This is a genomic window from Corynebacterium aquilae DSM 44791 (assembly GCF_001941445.1).
GTDB lineage: Bacteria > Actinomycetota > Actinomycetes > Mycobacteriales > Mycobacteriaceae > Corynebacterium > Corynebacterium aquilae.
The window spans coordinates 831,706-847,344 of record NZ_CP009245.1; the positions used below are offsets into that span (position 1 = coordinate 831,706).

At 58.4% G+C, this 15,639-nt stretch carries 16 protein-coding genes and 1 tRNA gene; 8 read left to right on the forward strand and 9 right to left on the reverse strand.

Annotated features, from left to right (window positions below; genetic code table 11):
- Together CAQU_RS03545 and CAQU_RS03550 are read right to left on the reverse strand one after the other, a co-directional pair.
- Positions 1-1,206, reverse strand: a complete 1,206-nt coding sequence (locus CAQU_RS03545) for an acetyl-CoA C-acyltransferase (protein ID WP_075725289.1) — start codon at positions 1,204-1,206, stop codon at positions 1-3.
- A 110-nt stretch (positions 1,207-1,316) separates the two neighbouring features.
- Positions 1,317-2,492 (reverse strand): acyl-CoA dehydrogenase family protein, encoded by a 1,176-nt coding sequence (locus tag CAQU_RS03550; protein WP_075725291.1) that lies wholly within the window; start codon positions 2,490-2,492, stop codon positions 1,317-1,319.
- 605 nt (positions 2,493-3,097) lie between these two features.
- Here CAQU_RS03550 and CAQU_RS03555 point away from each other — a divergent pair.
- A complete protein-coding gene (locus CAQU_RS03555; RefSeq protein WP_075725293.1) occupies positions 3,098-4,597 on the forward strand; it encodes a 3-oxoacid CoA-transferase in 1,500 nt (499 codons plus the stop codon).
- 204 nt (positions 4,598-4,801) lie between these two features.
- Here CAQU_RS03555 and CAQU_RS03560 read toward each other — a convergent pair whose 3' ends face one another.
- Positions 4,802-5,077 (reverse strand): cg0963 family protein, encoded by a 276-nt coding sequence (locus tag CAQU_RS03560; protein ID WP_075725295.1) that lies wholly within the window; start codon positions 5,075-5,077, stop codon positions 4,802-4,804.
- 284 nt (positions 5,078-5,361) lie between these two features.
- Here CAQU_RS03560 and CAQU_RS03565 point away from each other — a divergent pair.
- The 4 genes from CAQU_RS03565 (at position 5,362) to CAQU_RS12580 (ending at position 7,068) form a co-directional block, all read left to right on the forward strand.
- Positions 5,362-5,434, forward strand: a tRNA-Arg gene (locus CAQU_RS03565).
- 396 nt (positions 5,435-5,830) lie between these two features.
- Positions 5,831-6,112, forward strand: a complete 282-nt coding sequence (locus CAQU_RS03570; protein WP_281248017.1) for a PadR family transcriptional regulator — start codon at positions 5,831-5,833, stop codon at positions 6,110-6,112.
- A gap of 4 nt (positions 6,113-6,116) precedes the next feature.
- The gene (locus CAQU_RS03575) at positions 6,117-6,815 is read left to right on the forward strand and encodes a DUF5808 domain-containing protein (protein WP_075725299.1); all 699 of its coding nucleotides are present in this window, start codon (positions 6,117-6,119) and stop codon (positions 6,813-6,815) included.
- Positions 6,808-7,068 carry a hypothetical protein gene (locus CAQU_RS12580; RefSeq protein WP_157108885.1) on the forward strand — a complete coding sequence of 87 codons (261 nt, stop codon included), beginning with the start codon at positions 6,808-6,810 and terminating at the stop codon, positions 7,066-7,068. The genes CAQU_RS03575 and CAQU_RS12580 overlap by 8 nt, the downstream gene beginning before the upstream one ends.
- On the opposite strand, the gene CAQU_RS03580 is transcribed toward CAQU_RS12580, so the two are convergent.
- Entirely contained in the window at positions 7,019-8,365 is a 1,347-nt protein-coding gene (locus tag CAQU_RS03580) for an IS256 family transposase (protein WP_075724155.1), read from the reverse strand. The genes CAQU_RS12580 and CAQU_RS03580 overlap by 50 nt on opposite strands.
- 219 nt (positions 8,366-8,584) lie before the next feature.
- Between CAQU_RS03580 and CAQU_RS03585 the strand changes: the two genes are divergently transcribed.
- Together CAQU_RS03585 and CAQU_RS03590 are read left to right on the forward strand one after the other, a co-directional pair.
- Positions 8,585-9,319 carry an ABC transporter ATP-binding protein gene (locus CAQU_RS03585; RefSeq protein ID WP_211276146.1) on the forward strand — a complete coding sequence of 245 codons (735 nt, stop codon included), beginning with the start codon at positions 8,585-8,587 and terminating at the stop codon, positions 9,317-9,319.
- A 1-nt stretch (position 9,320) separates the two neighbouring features.
- Complete coding sequence (locus tag CAQU_RS03590) at positions 9,321-11,861, forward strand: ABC transporter permease (protein ID WP_075725303.1); 2,541 nt, start codon at positions 9,321-9,323, stop codon at positions 11,859-11,861.
- Between the two features lie 103 nt (positions 11,862-11,964).
- Here the strand turns inward: CAQU_RS03590 and CAQU_RS03595 are convergent, their stop codons facing one another.
- Positions 11,965-12,387, reverse strand: a complete 423-nt coding sequence (locus CAQU_RS03595; RefSeq protein ID WP_075725305.1) for a hypothetical protein — start codon at positions 12,385-12,387, stop codon at positions 11,965-11,967.
- 153 nt (positions 12,388-12,540) lie between these two features.
- On the opposite strand from CAQU_RS03595, the gene CAQU_RS03600 reads away from it, so the two are divergent.
- A complete protein-coding gene (locus CAQU_RS03600; RefSeq protein ID WP_075725307.1) occupies positions 12,541-12,852 on the forward strand; it encodes a hypothetical protein in 312 nt (103 codons plus the stop codon).
- 99 nt (positions 12,853-12,951) lie between these two features.
- Here CAQU_RS03600 and CAQU_RS03605 read toward each other — a convergent pair whose 3' ends face one another.
- The 4 genes from CAQU_RS03605 to CAQU_RS03620 form a co-directional block, all read right to left on the reverse strand.
- Positions 12,952-13,203, reverse strand: a complete 252-nt coding sequence (locus CAQU_RS03605; RefSeq protein WP_075725309.1) for a mycoredoxin — start codon at positions 13,201-13,203, stop codon at positions 12,952-12,954.
- Positions 13,204-13,339: 136 nt separating this feature from the next.
- Complete coding sequence (locus CAQU_RS03610) at positions 13,340-13,852, reverse strand: dihydrofolate reductase (protein ID WP_281248008.1); 513 nt, start codon at positions 13,850-13,852, stop codon at positions 13,340-13,342.
- A 102-nt stretch (positions 13,853-13,954) separates the two neighbouring features.
- Positions 13,955-14,752 carry a thymidylate synthase gene (locus tag CAQU_RS03615; RefSeq protein ID WP_075725311.1) on the reverse strand — a complete coding sequence of 266 codons (798 nt, stop codon included), beginning with the start codon at positions 14,750-14,752 and terminating at the stop codon, positions 13,955-13,957.
- Complete coding sequence (locus CAQU_RS03620) at positions 14,749-15,510, reverse strand: 3'(2'),5'-bisphosphate nucleotidase CysQ (protein ID WP_075725313.1); 762 nt, start codon at positions 15,508-15,510, stop codon at positions 14,749-14,751. Before CAQU_RS03620 ends, CAQU_RS03615 begins: the two co-directional genes overlap by 4 nt.
- Between the last annotated feature and the right edge of the window lie 129 nt (positions 15,511-15,639).

Below are 15,639 nucleotides of genomic sequence, written 5' to 3' on the forward strand. Positions count from 1 at the left end.
CTACTTCGCGCCATCGAAAGCAAGATTCTCAACAACCAGGGCAATACCCTGGCCACCACCGATACACAACGTGACCAAACCGAAACGCACATTGTTCCGACGCTGGTAATACAAAGCCTTAGTCGTCAAAATCGCCCCAGTAGCACCCACCGGGTGACCCAAGGCGATCGCCCCACCCTGAGGATTCGTCTTCGCCTCATCAAAACCAAGCTCGCGACTCACCGCCACAGCCTGCGCAGCAAACGCCTCATTGGACTCAATCACCCCAATGTCATCCAAGCTCAGACCAGCATGCTGCAACGCCTTCGGCACCGCCGCAACCGGCCCAATACCCATGATCTCCGGGGGCACACCAGCAATACCCCACCCACGAATAACCCCCAACGGGGACAACCCATGCTCCTGCACCGCATCCCCAGACGCCAACACCAACATGCAAGCACCATCATTAATGCCCGACGCATTACCCGCCGTCACAGACCCACCCTCAGCAAACACCGCAGGCAACTTCGCCAACGTCTCCACCGTGGTCTCACGCGGATGCTCATCAGTATCAAAACTGACCTCCCCCTTCCGCGTCTTCACCGCAACCGGCACAATCTGATCAACAAACTCCCCACCAGCAATCGCCGCCGCCGCCCGAGACTGACTCAACTCGGCAAAACGATCCTGATCCTCACGACTAACGCCATACTTCTCCGCCACATTCTCCGCAGTCACCCCCATATGACCATTACCGAACGGGCAGCTGAGCAAACCAGTCAACCAATCCGTCAACCGACCATCGCCCATCTTCTTGCCACGACGCATCCCATCAACGGTGTACGGAGCCTGGCTCATCACCTCACTGCCCCCAGCCAACACCACATCCGCCGTGCCAGAAGCAATCTCCAACGCGCCAGAAATAATAGCCTGCACCCCCGAACCACACGCCCGATTCACATTCAAAGCAGTCGCCGAATCCGGCACCCCCACACGCCGCCCGATATCACGAGCCACATACAAAGTCTGCGGACTGGTCGCAATGATATTGCCGACCACCAAAGAATCAACGTGGCGGGCATCAAGACCAGCCTGAGCCAACGCAGCCTCCGCAGTGATCGCACCAAGCTCTGCAGGACTAAAACCGGACAAGGAACCCATGAAAGTGCCAATGGGTGTGCGCTTAGCAGCGCAAATGTAGATATCTCGAGCCACGTTGCTCATCGAAAACCTTTCCACATGCGACACCAAAACGATGCGCATGCTGTGGTGAAAAGTGCCCCGCAGCAGCAGGACACGCGAAGGGGAGGGAGGTGTAGGGGTGGCGCGCCGGGTTAGACGAAGGCGCCCTTGCCGGTGATGGAACGGCCGACGATGAGGGATTGGATGGAGTCCGTTCCTTCGTAGGTGTGCAGCGTTTCCATGTCGACCATGTGGCGGATGACGTGGTTTTCCAGCAGGATGCCGGAGCCTCCGAGCATGTCGCGGGCGTCAGCGGCGATGGTGCGCGCCAGGCGGGTGTTGTGCACCTTGGCGAGGGAGGCCATCTCGGGGGTGAGTTTGCCGGCAGCCTCCAGGTCTGCGAGGCGGCGGCAGTGCAGGGTCATCGAGGTCACCTGCTGGAGCATGTCGGCCAGGCGCTGTTGGATGAGCTGGAAGTGGATCAGCGGTTTGCCGAACTGGACGCGCTCGCGGGCATGCGCCAGGGCTGCCTCGTAGCAGGCAATGGCGTGGCCAAGCGCCATCCACGCCACCCCGGAGCGGGTGGCGGACAGCACGGCGGAGACATCCTTGAAGCTGGAGACCCCCGGCAGGCGGGCGGAGTCGGGTACTCGGCAATCCTTCAGGGTGATCAGGGATTGGTCGATGGCGCGCAGGCAGGCTTTGCCGGTGATGACCTCGGCGGAATAGCCCGGGGTGTCCTGCGGGACGAGGAAGCCGCTGACCCCACCGTCCGGGGTGCGCGCCCAAATGATGGTGAGATCTCCGGTGGCGCCGAAGCCGATCCACCGCTTTTGCCCATTGAGGACCCACTCGTCGCCGTCCTTGGTGGCGCTGGTTTCCAGCGAGACCGCATCGGAGCCGTGGTCAGGCTCGGTCAGTCCGAAAGACCCCAGAATCTTCGCGCTGGCCAAGTCTTCGAGGTACTTGTCCTGCTGTTCCTGCGAGCCATACGTGCGGATGGCGCGCATGACCAGGCCTGCCTGGACGGCGATGATGGAGCCCATGGATCCGTCGATGCGGGAGATCTCCATCAGGACTAGGCCTGCAGCCAAGGGGGAGAGCTGGGTGTGACCGGCAATGTCGAGGCCATCGTTGAAAAGGTCGAGTTCGGCCATGCGGTTGATCAGGGCGCGGGGCGTTTCGCCTTTTTCCCAGTGCTCGTTGATGACGGGCAGGCAGTCGGCCTCAAAGGCGCGGGCCCGCTGCCAAGCGTCGAGGTCTGCGCCGGAGACGTCGTCGAGGACGCGGTAGTAGTCGGTGCTGGGGCCGAGCAGATCGTGGCTCATGTGAAACTCCTAAAAGTGGGGGACTGCGCTGTCGCTTACCCTTTGCGGGACAAGCCGCGGATAAAGGGTGGCGATCCTGCGCGGTCGGAAGCGTGGTGGAAGAGAAAAAGAAGACGACGAGAAACAGCCAGGACTGCTGGGGTTGTTCTCGTGGTTTTGGGTGTTGTCACGGTCATTGCTGCAAGCCGCTGCCCAAAAAGTGGTGGCGGTGGCTGCTGCCGGCTCAGCGCTTGGGCGCTGGCATCACAATCTGTTGTGCGCTGCTGACGTCGCGGGACGGTCAGGCAGTTGTCGTATTAGCTCTAAAACTAATCACCATTCGTATTTGCGAGTATGACCCCAATCACTTTTACGCGCAAGCACTTTCGCGAAAAAATATGCAAAACACCCCCAAATGCGAAGACGGGCATAAAAATTTCAGGGGAAAATCCGAAAATGTGTTGACGGACACAATTTTTGAGCACTAGGCTATCGTCAAGCTCATTAGTGAAAGAACGAATCGCCATTCGTATCCGATTTTCGTTTGTCACATCCCCACCCCAGGCCCGCCCAAGGCCCGGTTCCATCACCCCCACAAAGGACCTTCCTGGAAAGAGGATCACCACATGAGCAAGAACAAACTCGTCACCACCCTCGATGACGCACTCGCCGGCCTACAGCCCGGTATGACCATCACTGTCGGAGGCTTCGGTATCTGCGGCAACCCCTTCACCCTCATTGAGGGAATCGCGGAACGCGGCATCGGAAACCTCACCGTCTACTCCAATAACCCCGGCTCCCACCCGGAGCGTGGCCCCCTCGGCTTGGCGCACCTGGTCGAACGCAAGCTGGTCAGTCGCTTCGGTGGCTCACACAACTCCTTCAATAAGGAATTCGAGCGCCAGTACCTCGCCGGGGAGATCGAAGTTGAGCTCATTCCGCAGGGCACCCTGGCGGAAAGGATGCGTGCCGGCGGCGCCGGCATTCCCGGCTTCTACACCGCCACCGGAACCTCCACCTTCGTGGCCGAAGGCGGGTTGCCGGAAATGTTTGACGGCCAAGGGGGAGTGAGCAAGCAGTCGCAGCCGAAGGAAACCCGGGTGCTGGAATTCCAGGGCCAGGAACGCGAGTATGTCTTCGAGCGCGCCATCACCTCCGATTTTGGTTTCATTCGTGCTCACAAGGTCGACAAGGCCGGCAACTGCGTATTCCGCAATACGGCGCAAAACTTCAACATGGAAGCCGGCATGTGTGCCGACATCACGGTGGTGGAGGCGGAGCACGTCGTCGAGGTCGGGGAGCTTGATCCGAACGAGATTCACCTGCCGGGCATTTTCGTCGACCGCATTCTTCAGCTCACCCCGGAGCAGGCGGAGAACAAGCCCATCGAGATCGTCATCACCCGCCCGAAGGGCGGCGAGGATCCCACCGAGGCTATCGCCCACCACGAGCCGCTGGTGCGGGAGGACGGCAAGGGCTGGACCCGTAACGGCATCGCCGCCCGTGCCGCCCTGGAGCTCAACGACGGCGACTACGTGAACCTTGGTGTCGGCATTCCCACCTTGGTCGCTAATCACGTGCCCGACGGGGTCGATATCACCCTGCAGGGAGAAAACGGCATCCTGTCCATCGGCCCCAGCCCCACCGAGGACGAGGTCGATGCGGACCTGATCAACGCCTCCAAGGCCACCATCACGCTGCTGCCCGGCTCTGCGACTTTCAGCTCGTCCATGAGTTTCGCGATGATCCGCGGCGGCAAGATCAATGCCGTGATTCTCGGGTCCTTGCAGGTGGCCGAAAATGGCGATATTGCCAACTGGGGTATTCCGGGTAAGAAGATGAACGGCATGGGCGGGGCCATGGACCTGGTCAACGGTGTCGATCACGTCATCGCCCTGATGGAGCAGCGCTCCGACAAGCACACCGAGCCGAAGCTGCTGCACCGCTGCACCTACCCGCTGACCGGTTCCCAGTGCGTCAAGCGCGTCATCACCGACCTGGGTGTCTACGACATCACCGAGGACGGTTTCCTCCTGGTAGAGCTCGCCCCCGGAATCACCGTCGAGGACGTGGTGAATCACTGCCGAGTTGAGGTGAAGATTTCCGACAACCTCAAAACCAACTAGCCCTGCACCTGCCCGCTGGCCTTGACCCGGAAAACACCTTCCAGTTCAAGGCCGGCGGGCAGTGTTCGCCATCTGGCCATATAAGGGCAGTGGGCGCACAAAAAGGGGCTGGTCTTGCTGAAAATCTGCAAGACCAGCCCCATTTTTCAGGTGCGTGAGAGCCACCTGTTCTTCGCGCGGATGCGCGGAGATTGTGAAAGCTTTTTACTCGTCGTCGGAGTCGTCGAACATGGAGTTACGGTCGTTCGGGGTGAGCTGACCGTTCATGTCGGAGAAGTTCTTGGCGATGGTGCGAGCCATGAACATTTCGCAGGCGCCGTTGAGCTTCTTGGCGTCGTACATGTTCAGGGTGAGCAGGCGCTCCTTGGTGCCGTCCTCGTTGAGGCGGTCGATCTCGAGGTACTCGAAGTCGTTCTGGTCGGCCAGGGTGCACAGAACCTTGTTGCCGTTGATGTCAGTGAAGGTGGGCTTTGCGGTCATGGAGTTCCCCTTGAAAGTTACAGTCAGCGCAGCACCAAACAATCACGTCTGCGCTGTAGTTAATACGGTTACTATCCACCCTAGAACGAATCCACCCGGGGTGCCCGGAATCCGCCCAAAATGTTTGCAGATTCACCACCTCAATTACCCCCAAAAGGGTTGCTTGGCGTGCGCGGGGCCTAGGGGATGGGCGAATGATTGCCAGCGTTGAGGGATGCTGTAACCTATGTGTCAGCGCGCACCAGTGGCCCCACTTTTGTGGGGCTGTCAGTTGGTGGTGTCTGGCCCTAGTAGCTCAGTGGATAGAGCACGGCTCTCCTAAAGCCGGTGTCGGAGGTTCGATTCCTCTCTGGGGCACAATTTTCTACCGCTTATCGCGTTTGGCCCCGAACGAGGTTTTCCTTCAGAATTTTGACGAAGGGTTTCTCGTTTGGGGTTTTGGTTTGGGGGACTAGGGGGATCTAGAGGGTTTCTCCATCGTCCAGGTGTTGGAATCGCATTCAACTTAGTTGTTCGTGCCGTGGTGAGCGTTTTGTTCCTGACGGGGGGATTGTGGGGTGTTTTCTGGGGTCTCGGGGCAGGTTTATTTGGTAATTGCTTGCAACATCAGTGGTGGTCATCTAGTGTCAGATTTAGTACCTTGCTTTGCAAGGTAGTGGGTTTTGGAAGCCCATCACGAGCGCATAGAAAGGCAATGCCACGGCAGAGTCACAACTCCGAAAGGGAGCCCTGGAATTAATCGTTCTAGGGGTCATAGAAATTCAACCCACCTATGGTGCGGCCTTGATTGAGCGATTAAGCGAACTAGCCGGAATCGAAATCACAACAGGAACCCTTTACCCATTGCTGGCCAGATTAAAAAAACAAGGTTTTGTCGAGACCGAGTGGGAGCAATCGCCAGTAGGGCCACCACGGAAAATATATTCGCTGTCTTCAAAGGGGAGATCGAAATTGTTGGATCTTCACGGTGAATGGTCTGCAATCGCAAGATCAGTCGACACGGTCATGGCCCACATTCAGGACAAGAAAGTTTAGGGCGATGGATTTAACACAGTTTTTTCGACCTGACCAGCAGGGTGGCTATCGCATTTTTGGTGTGCCGGTCGCTTTTGGTAGAGGCAGCCAGGAAAGAATCTTAAACCTGTATGAAACGGAAAATCCTGAGATCTTCGTGCCGAAGGTTGTCGGGGTCGGTTGGGATATCAACATTGGTGCCCTAGCAGTTAAGGCCGGGCTGTTACGTCCGGATGATTCGCTACCCGATATGCGAAAGTACGTCGATAAGGCTACAGAACGGTTTCTTGCGCATGCCCCAAAGATCGGCGCAGCACTAACTGTTGTCAGTGCGATTCCCGTGGCCAAGCTGGCGGAAGCTCCCACGAGTTGGCATCTGTCGGGAAAGCCAAGGAACCAGCGACCTGGACCGGTTGCTGCCCTCTTTCCGTGCCTCGTGAGTGTTTCTTCCGCTGTTATTTCGACGCGCGCAATGCAGCGAGGACAAAAGCAGTCGCCAACAGGGGCTGAATTACTTACTGCTTCTTCAGCCCTTGGAATGCAGATGATGTGCATGTTGAGTGTGCAGGCGACACGGTTGTCTGCGGCGCGCCCCAACGCAGTAAATCCCTGGCCCTTGCTCGCGGTTGTTTCCCTCCCGCTGAGCACAGTTGGCATTTTTGTCGCTCTAGTTCACACAACACTTGCAAACATCAACCGGGAAATGGAGAACCACCATGAATAACGTCGATAACCTGCGGGATTTACCACCATCGGTCTTAGTTATCGTCTCAGCGCTCATTACCCTGCAAGCAATCCTGATTTTGGTTTCATTGTGGAAGCTCTGGCGGACGAAAATCGACAAGATTGCAGGTTATTCAAAGCTTGTTTGGTTGATCGTCATCTTGATGGGGGAGTGTGTCAAGTTTTTTGTGTGTGAACTTCGGCTTACAGGTAAGGCTCGAACCGATCCGGGTAATGTGCTGACAGCTGATTGATGGCCGCAACCCACCCAGTCACACGCACCCCCTCAACAAACCGGCTCGTTCCCGCACGGGCACGCCCGGCCTTCTTTTTCGTTTTCTCCGCCTGCCGGTCCTCGATGTGGCAGATCATCAACCACAACGCCTTGACCGCGGCAGCATCATTAGGAAACTGCCCCCGATTCCTTGTCGCTTTACGCAACTGCGCATTCATCGACTCGATCGCATTCGTGGTGTAGACAACCTTCCTCGCCTGCGGCGGGAACTGCAAAAACGGTATGAAACGCTCCCACGCATCCCGCCAAGCCTTCACCGCCTGCGGATACTTCAGCCCCATGTCGCTGGCATCAAACTCGTCCAAAAACGCAAGCGCCTGCTCTGCCGTTGCAGCGGTGTAGATCTTCTTCAAAGCAGCCGCGACCGCGCTACGGTCCTTTGCCGCCACCCACCGCAGTGCGGTGCGGATCAGGTGCACCACACAGGTCTGCACCATCGCATCAGGCCAGGTGGCCTGCACCGCCTGTTCGAAACCTTTCAGCCCATCACAGCAGACGATGAACACATCTTTGACCCCACGGTTAGCCAACTCCGCACAGACCTGGGCCCAAAACGCCGCGCCCTCATTGTTTGCGATCCACAGCCCCAAGATCTGCCGGGTACCCTCCATGGTGATGCCGACCGCCATATAGCAGGCCTTGTTGACGACCCGGGCACCATCACGGATTTTGATGCGCAAAGCATCCAGGTAGATCACCGGGTAGAACTCCTCTAAGTCCCGGTGCTGCCAGGCAAGTACCTCATCTAGGACCTGGTCGGTGATCTGGGAGATCGTCTCATGCGACAAATCCACACCCAACGTGGTGGCCAGGTGGTGCTGGATGTCACGAAGGCTGGTGCCTGCGGCATACAGAGAGATGATCAGGTCGTCGACATCGGTGATCCTGCGGGCTCCTTTGGGCACCATCCGTGGGGTGAAGCTGCCGCTGCGATCCCTGGGCACGGTGATGTCGATAGGCCCGTACTGGGACTGGACGGTTTTGTTGTAGGAGCCGTTGCGGTGATTGTCGGCCGTGCCGTGGCGGGCTTTGCCTGTGCGGTCTCCTGCTTGGTAACCGAGGTGGGCGTCCATTTCGGCTTGCAGTGCGGTGTTGATCCCGGTCTGGATCATCGAACGCACCATGTCGTTGATGTCGGTTGATGATGTGGCGAACTCTTTGAGGATCTCGGCGAGTTCAGGGCTGGACATCAGTCGCTTCTCTAGTTGTTTAAGCCGGGCTTTGTCTTGCGGGTCGCGGGTGGTCATGGTGGTCATTGTGGAGCATCCTCCTCGATGGGTGGTGATTTAACACGTCACACACAAACCATCTGACACTCTCGCGCAGGGGGCAGGGATGGGAGGGGTTTTGGTCAGGCTTTGGGCGAGCCGGCGTCTGCGCGCCTTTAGGGGTATTAATCAGGGTCTTCCCCGATGTGCTGTGTTGTTGGACGGTGAAAACTAGAAAGTACAAGGTTTTCCAGCCAAGGAGGCATGATGAGCACACCGGGCACACCGATTGTGGAGCTTCGGAAAGTGACGAAGGTTTATGGAAGCGGCGAAGCTTCCGTGAAGGCTTTAGATGGCGTCGATGTGACTATCGGCAGGCAGCAGTTCACGGCGATCATGGGCCCCTCGGGTTCCGGCAAATCGACGTTATTGCACGTGTTGGCGGGTTTGGACAATCCGACTTCCGGGCAGGTGGTGGTTGATGGGCATGACATCACCTCCATGGATGATGACGCGTTGACGGTGTTCCGCCGGGAGGAGATTGGGTTTATTTTCCAAAGCTTTAACCTGGTTCCCACGCTGAGCGCAGAGGACAATATTTTGCTGCCGATGAAGCTGCGGGGGCACACGCCCAGCGCGGAAGACAAGCAGTTTATGGCGAAAGTGATTCGTATGCTGGGCCTAGAGAATCGGCTGCGCCATAGGCCAAAGGAGATGTCTGGCGGGCAGGTGCAACGCGTCGCGGTGGCGCGGGCTTTGGTGGCTCGTCCGGCGATGATTGTTGCTGATGAGCCGACGGGAAACCTTGACTCGGAGTCGACCGCTGAGGTTTTAGAACTGCTGCGCTCGGCTGTCGATGAGCTCGGGCAAACGGTTGTCATGGTGACCCACGATGAACAAATTGCGTCCCAGGCAGATCGGATTTTGGTCGTCAGGGATGGCCGTATTGCTCAAGATCGAGTCCCACTGCGCAGCACCAGCCCGGCAGGGGAGAAGCACTAAGATGCGTACCCTTTTGCTGAGCAATATCACCAGTCATAGTCGTAGATATGTGGCCACCGGGATCGCCGTGGCTATTTCAGCGATGTTTGTGTTCGCGGCGCTGATTTTTTCCTCCGCGCTCAACCATTCCCTCACCAAAGGGATCACGAACACCTACGAAAACGTCAGCGCCGTTGCAAGCATCAACGATGATGTTTTGGAAGCGGCTCGAAACGGTGAAGACGGACAAAAGTATCCTTTCGATGCTGCGGAGGTAGAAGATTTTCTGCAGCACCAGCCGGGGGTCGCGGGGGTGTATCGGGAAACTTTTAGTTCTGCTTTTATCAGGACCTCTGGCAATTCAATTTTGAACGTCAAGTATGTGCCGCCAACGCCGTTCTATCGCCCGTCGTTGGATTCAGGGCAGTGGCCTAGCAATAACACCGAGGTTGCGTTGCCCCATGATTACCTTGAAGCCTGGGATTTACACGTGGGCGATCGGGTGTTTTTGGAGCCTTTGACCTCCGTTGCGGAGCAACCTTTAGTTGAACTGACGATTTCTGGCAGCTATCAATCGGCGAAGGGGCGGATCAACGGGCCGTACATCACCCACGAGCTGTACAACCAGGTTTTTCCGGGAGAGGAAACGTCTAACTTTTTTATAGCTGCGGCTTCCCCTGATGACACTGCGCACGCCCAGCAGGATTTTGTTTCCCGTCTGCGAGCTGAGGTTGACAGCTCGGATGCTCCGGTGGCCAGGGCTATTGCGCAGTCAATGACTGTGCTGACTGGGGTTGATGCGATGCAGGTGGATCTGGACAGGATTGAGTCTCAGCGGGCTGCTGCTTCTGCTGTGCTGCTGGTTTTCCCACTGATCACGATTTTTGTGGCAATCATCGTGATTGCCAGCAGTTTTAGGGTGCTTCTTCAGCAGCGCAGGAAGGAGTTGGCGCTGTTGCGTTCCCTAGGTGCTACGCGCCGGCAGGTACGAAGGCTTTTGCTGTGGGAGGCTGCCGTTTTAGGCGTGGTTGCGGCCACGATTGGTGTCGTGTGTGCGGCTGTGATCGGGGTGGTTGGGTTGAAGAGCACCGGATATGCGGATTCTTTTGGTGAAGCGTGGGGATCTGTAAATCCGCTTGATGCGGTGGCTGTCCTTGCGGGGGCGGTGGCTGTGACTGTGCTTGTTGGTGTGCGGCCTGCTGCCGGATCCGCCCGAATTTCGCCGATGGCGGCGTTGGCTCAGGCACACATTGATTCTCAACCGCCTGCTGCTGGTCGGAAAAACATCCTTTTTGGTGGGATTCTGATTGCTGTTGGTGTGGCTGCTATGGCGCTTGGATTGACGGTCTTTGCCGGTGAGAACAAGGGTTTTGTGGTCGCAGTTTTGGGTGGTTTGGTGTCTTTGTTGGGGGTGTTGGCCATTGCGTCCACGACGTTGTGGCGGGTTACTGGCCTGGTGGGTGCCCCTTTTAAGGCTGTGATTCCGCAGTTGGCTGTGGCTAATACTGCCCGTAATCCGCACCGGACTGCCGCGACAGGAACCGCCAGCATCATCGGTATTACGTTGATTGTGCTGTTGTCGGTGGGGGCTGCCTCGACTAAGCAGACCCTGATGTCCGAAATTGACTACAAGCGCCCATACGACCTAGTGGTTGCGGATTCTGGTCGGGTTATCGGTGACGATACTGTGACTGCTTTGCGAAAAGCTGCGGGAATTGCCGCGGTGGCTGGTGTGCACACGGCACCGGTGGAGGTTTCTGCGCACAGCGGTGGCACGCCCACGATGATGACTGCGTGGGCGGCCAGTGATCTTGATGATGCTGTGCACGCACCGATTCCCCAGCCGAGAAATGGTGAGGTGGTGGTCTCGCAGGGTTTCGCCGAGGGCGAGCGGGTCACTGTTTGTCCTGCGGAAGCTGCGACTGACAGGTGCCACACGTTGTACGCGAAGATCTACCCTCGCTTAGGCGACTCCGTGATGCTTTTGACCGAAGCTGATGCGCGCGCAATCGTGCCGGATATCACCACGAATGTGGCGGTGGTGAAACTAGCTGAAGGCGCGCGAGCCGATAAGACCAGCGCCGCTATTCACGAAATTGTTCCTTCCGCATCGGTTAGTGGCAGTGCGCAGGAGCGAGAAGCCTACATCGAGATGATTGACCAGGCTTTTAGCGTGGTTGCTGTGTTGGTTGCGATTTCGGTGCTGGTTGCGCTTGTCGGCCTGGCGAATACGTTGTCGCTGTCGGTGCTGGAGCGAACACACGAAAATGGTCTGTTGCGTGCTTTGGGTTTGCGCCGCAAAGACATGCAGAAGATGCTGCTGGTTGAGGCAGTGCTGATCAACAGCACTGGCTTGTTAGTCGGTCTGTTGCTGGGAACGGTGTACGGCATTGTGGGTTCCTATGCCCTGCCGGTAGAGGTTCATGCGCATCATATTTCGATCCCGTGGCTGATCATCGCCTCGGTGGTGTTGATCAGTACGCTGGCGGCTGTGTTGTCGTCGATTGTGCCCGGAAGACGAGCCGCCCGGGTGTCGCCAACCCAAGCGTTGGCTGCTGAATAAGAAAAGATCCGAGTGACCACGGGATGCGCGGTCACTCGGATTCTGTGACGACTTCTTTGACGACATTGCCAACAGGAGGGGGCACAGCCGGGTGCGATGTGTCCTAACGCGGGACTGCCGGCGGGTGGTGCGTTTTCCGGAACACCAGCACGCTGCCCACGATCAGCAGCACGAGGTGGGTGACCCACAGGGCTTTTTGGGCGAGCGCGTCATAGGGCGCCTCCAGCGGCTGGAAGGCATAGAACACCAGGTGGGCGGCTATGAGTGCGACAAACACTAGCGCGCCGGCCCGGGCAGTGTTTTTGGTGGTGAACGCGGCGATGAAAGAGACGATCCCTGCAGCCAGTGCCACCGCAAGGTAGGTCAGGTTCAGCAGGAACACTGCCACCTCGGTGGTGTCGCCACCGAGAGTGCGACTCATGATGATTGCTGCGGTGATGGCGATGGTGGCGATCCACCACAGCCAGCCCGCAAACCGGGCGGAGTTTTCCCGCCGGAACACAGATGTGGAGGTACTGCCGCGCATGAGGTGCTCCTTCCCAAAAGCGTCTGGGTTGTGGCCGGGGTGGGGAGGCGACGCCCAGTCGGTGGAGGATGGGGCTTTTTAGTCTAGTCACCCGAACAAAAATCCGACGGCGATTTTCAAACAGGGCATTACTTGCGGCGGTAGGGTTGAGTCATGATGCTGGATCGAATGCTACGTCGCCGCACCTACCATTTTTTGATCGATGGCTATCGTTTTCAGGCGGTGGTGTCCCCGTTGTCGTTTTCGGTGGAGTGGGTGGATTGCCCCAGTGTGTACGTACCCAGCGGGTATTCCTCTACTGCGATGCTCGGCGGCGGTTTTGGCCCACAGCGACTGATGACTCGTTTGCTGGCGTGGTTGCGGGCGCCGCTGCCGAGTGAGGAGGAGATCCGCGCAGACATCGAGTCCTGGTTGGAATCCACCTTGGAAGACGCCGCTGAGGACGGGGTTGATCTGGGCCGCTAGGCCCAATAGTTGGGTGCTATGAAAAACCTCCCCGGCGCTGGTGCCACCGAAAAGGTGGGGTGCGCGGGGAGGCTTTTTAAGGCTTTGAGCGGGATTAGCCTAGCTAGTGAGTTCTTCCAGCTTGGCGCGCACGGCAGAAGCCGGCGGGTTGGTGACGTGGGTGCCGTCGGAGAACTTCACGGTCGGCACCACGCGGTTGCCGTCGTTGACGGATTCCACCCACTTGGCGGCCTCTGCATCCTGTTCCACATCAATGTTGGTGTACGGGGTGTTGGTGCGATCCAAAGCCTTGGTCAGGCGCTGGCAGAAGGGGCACCAGGTGGTGGTGTACAAAGTGACGTGGTTGCTCATAGTGTGAAAACCTTTTCTGGTCGAAACGTGTAAGAACTTGGTGCAAGTCTATGTAAAAAGCGCGCCATCGTGGGGAATGAAACCGCACACGGATGCGCGGTGGGGAAGTAGCAGCGCCCCGATGAGTTGGCGGGTGCTAGCGGGTATAGCGCACAAACCGGAAACGCACCGGTGTGTCATGCGCACCCACACTCACATAACCTTTTTCGGAGGTTTTCCATTCCCCAACCTCAGCTGCCGTGAAACCCTGCAGGTCAGGGGCGTGCACTGCGGTATCGCCTAGGTCTTCGGCAAGGAGCACATCGATCTCGGTGACGATGACCTCGTCGACCTGGTCAATGGTGGCCGCATAAATGGTGCCACCGCCGATGATGAATCCGTCCGCGGGCAAAGAGCCCAGATCCTCCTGCACCCGTGCACCGGAAGACCACGGTCCTGGCGTGCGGGAAGAAATCACAATATTGTCCCGCCCGGGCAGGGGGCGAAAACGCGGCGGCAAGGACTCCCAGGTTGCCCGCCCCATCACGACCGGGTGCCCGGCGGTGGCGTTTTTGAAATGCGCCAGATCCTCCGGCAAGTGCCACGGCATGTCTTGGCCATCGCCGATGATGCCGTCCGTCGACTGCGCCCAAATAGCCTTCAAACTCAAAGCCTTTGTCCTTATCTTTGAAAAAATGCACCCCACACGCGCGCGGGGCATGAACAAAGCCCACGCCAACTCAGCGTCGGCATGGGCTGTGCGCATGGTGAGCTACACCGCGACCTGCGCGCGGATCAGCGGGTGCGGGTCGTAGCCGGTGACCACAATGTCATCGAAGGTGTAATCGAAAATGCTGGGCTTGTGGTTGAGCTCCAGCTGGGGGTAGGGGCGCGGCTCGCGGGACAGCTGCAGCTGCACCTGCTCCCGGTGATTGTCATAGATGTGGCAATCCCCACCGGTCCATACGAACTCGCCGACCTCAAGGCCGGCTTGCTGCGCAAACATGTGCGTCAACAGGGAATAGGACGCGATGTTAAACGGCACGCCCAGGAACATGTCCGCGCTGCGCTGGTATAGCTGACAGGATAGTTTCCCATCGGCCACATACAGCTGGAACAAAAGGTGGCACGGCGGCAATGCCATGTTGTCCAGCTCGGAAACATTCCAGGCGGAGACAATATTGCGGCGGGAATCCGGGTTGTTTTTCAGCATGTCCAGCGCGCCCGCAATCTGGTCAATGTGGCGCCCATCAGGGGTCGGCCAGCTGCGCCACTGCACCCCATATACCGGACCCAAATCCCCATCCTGATCAGCCCACTCATCCCAAATGGTGATGCCGTGCTCATGCAGGAAAGAAATATTCGACTCGCCCCGCAGGAACCACAACAGCTCACCAACTACCGACTTGAAGTGCACCTTCTTCGTCGTGATCAGGGGGAAAGACTCCGCCAAATCGAAACGCATCTGCTGGGCAAATAGGGAAGTGGTGCCGGTGCCGGTGCGATCGTCTTTGTGGGTGCCCTCCCGCATGATGCGGGCCAGCAAATCCTCGTAGGGGGTCGCGATCATGCGAAGCTTCCGTTGGCCTCACGGAACTCGGCCGCGAACTTCAACATGTCCTCCGCCAACTCCGGGCGACAAATCAGCACGTCCGGCAGGTAGGTGTCCTTGTTGTTGTAGGTCAACGGGGACCCATCCAGGCGGGAGCAGTGCAGGCCAGCAGCCAAGCACACACCCACCGGGGCGGCAGAATCCCACTCGTACTGGCCGCCGGCATGCACATAAGCATCCGCATCGCCCAGCAACACGTGCATGGCCTTCGCACCAGCCGAACCCATCGGCAGGGTGTCAAAACCCATTTTCTCCGCCACGAAGCTTGCGACCTGCGGCGCACGGTTGTGGCTCATCACGATCTTGCGGGACAGCGGGCCTCCCACCGCCTTGGCGTCCTCAGAGGTAAACACCACGCCCAAGTCCGGCAAACCAACCGCGGCATGAATCGGGCGGCCATTTTCCACCAGGGCGATGTGCACCGCCCAGTCCTGGCGGCCCGTCGCGAACTCCTTCGTGCCGTCCAACGGGTCGATGATCCACACGCGATCCTTAGCCAAACGCGCCGGATTATCCGCCGCTTCCTCCGACAGCACCCCATCGTCGGGGCGGTGCTGGCTCAACACCCGCGCAATCCAGTTCTGGGCCAGATCATCGCCGGCATCACCCAAGTTACGGCCACGCAACAAGCCAACATTGCGCACGCCCTTGAGGATTTCACCCGTGCCCTGGGCAAGGCGGCGGGTCAGGATGGCATCATCAACTTTCGCAGTCATGCCCTCAACACTAGTTGGTTTTTCCTCCGCACGCGCACCCACGCCGCCCACGCCCCGCGGGTGCAAAAACCAACCGCAGGTTGTAGCCCACCCGCTCCACGCCCGCACCCACCCCACAGTGCATCCGCT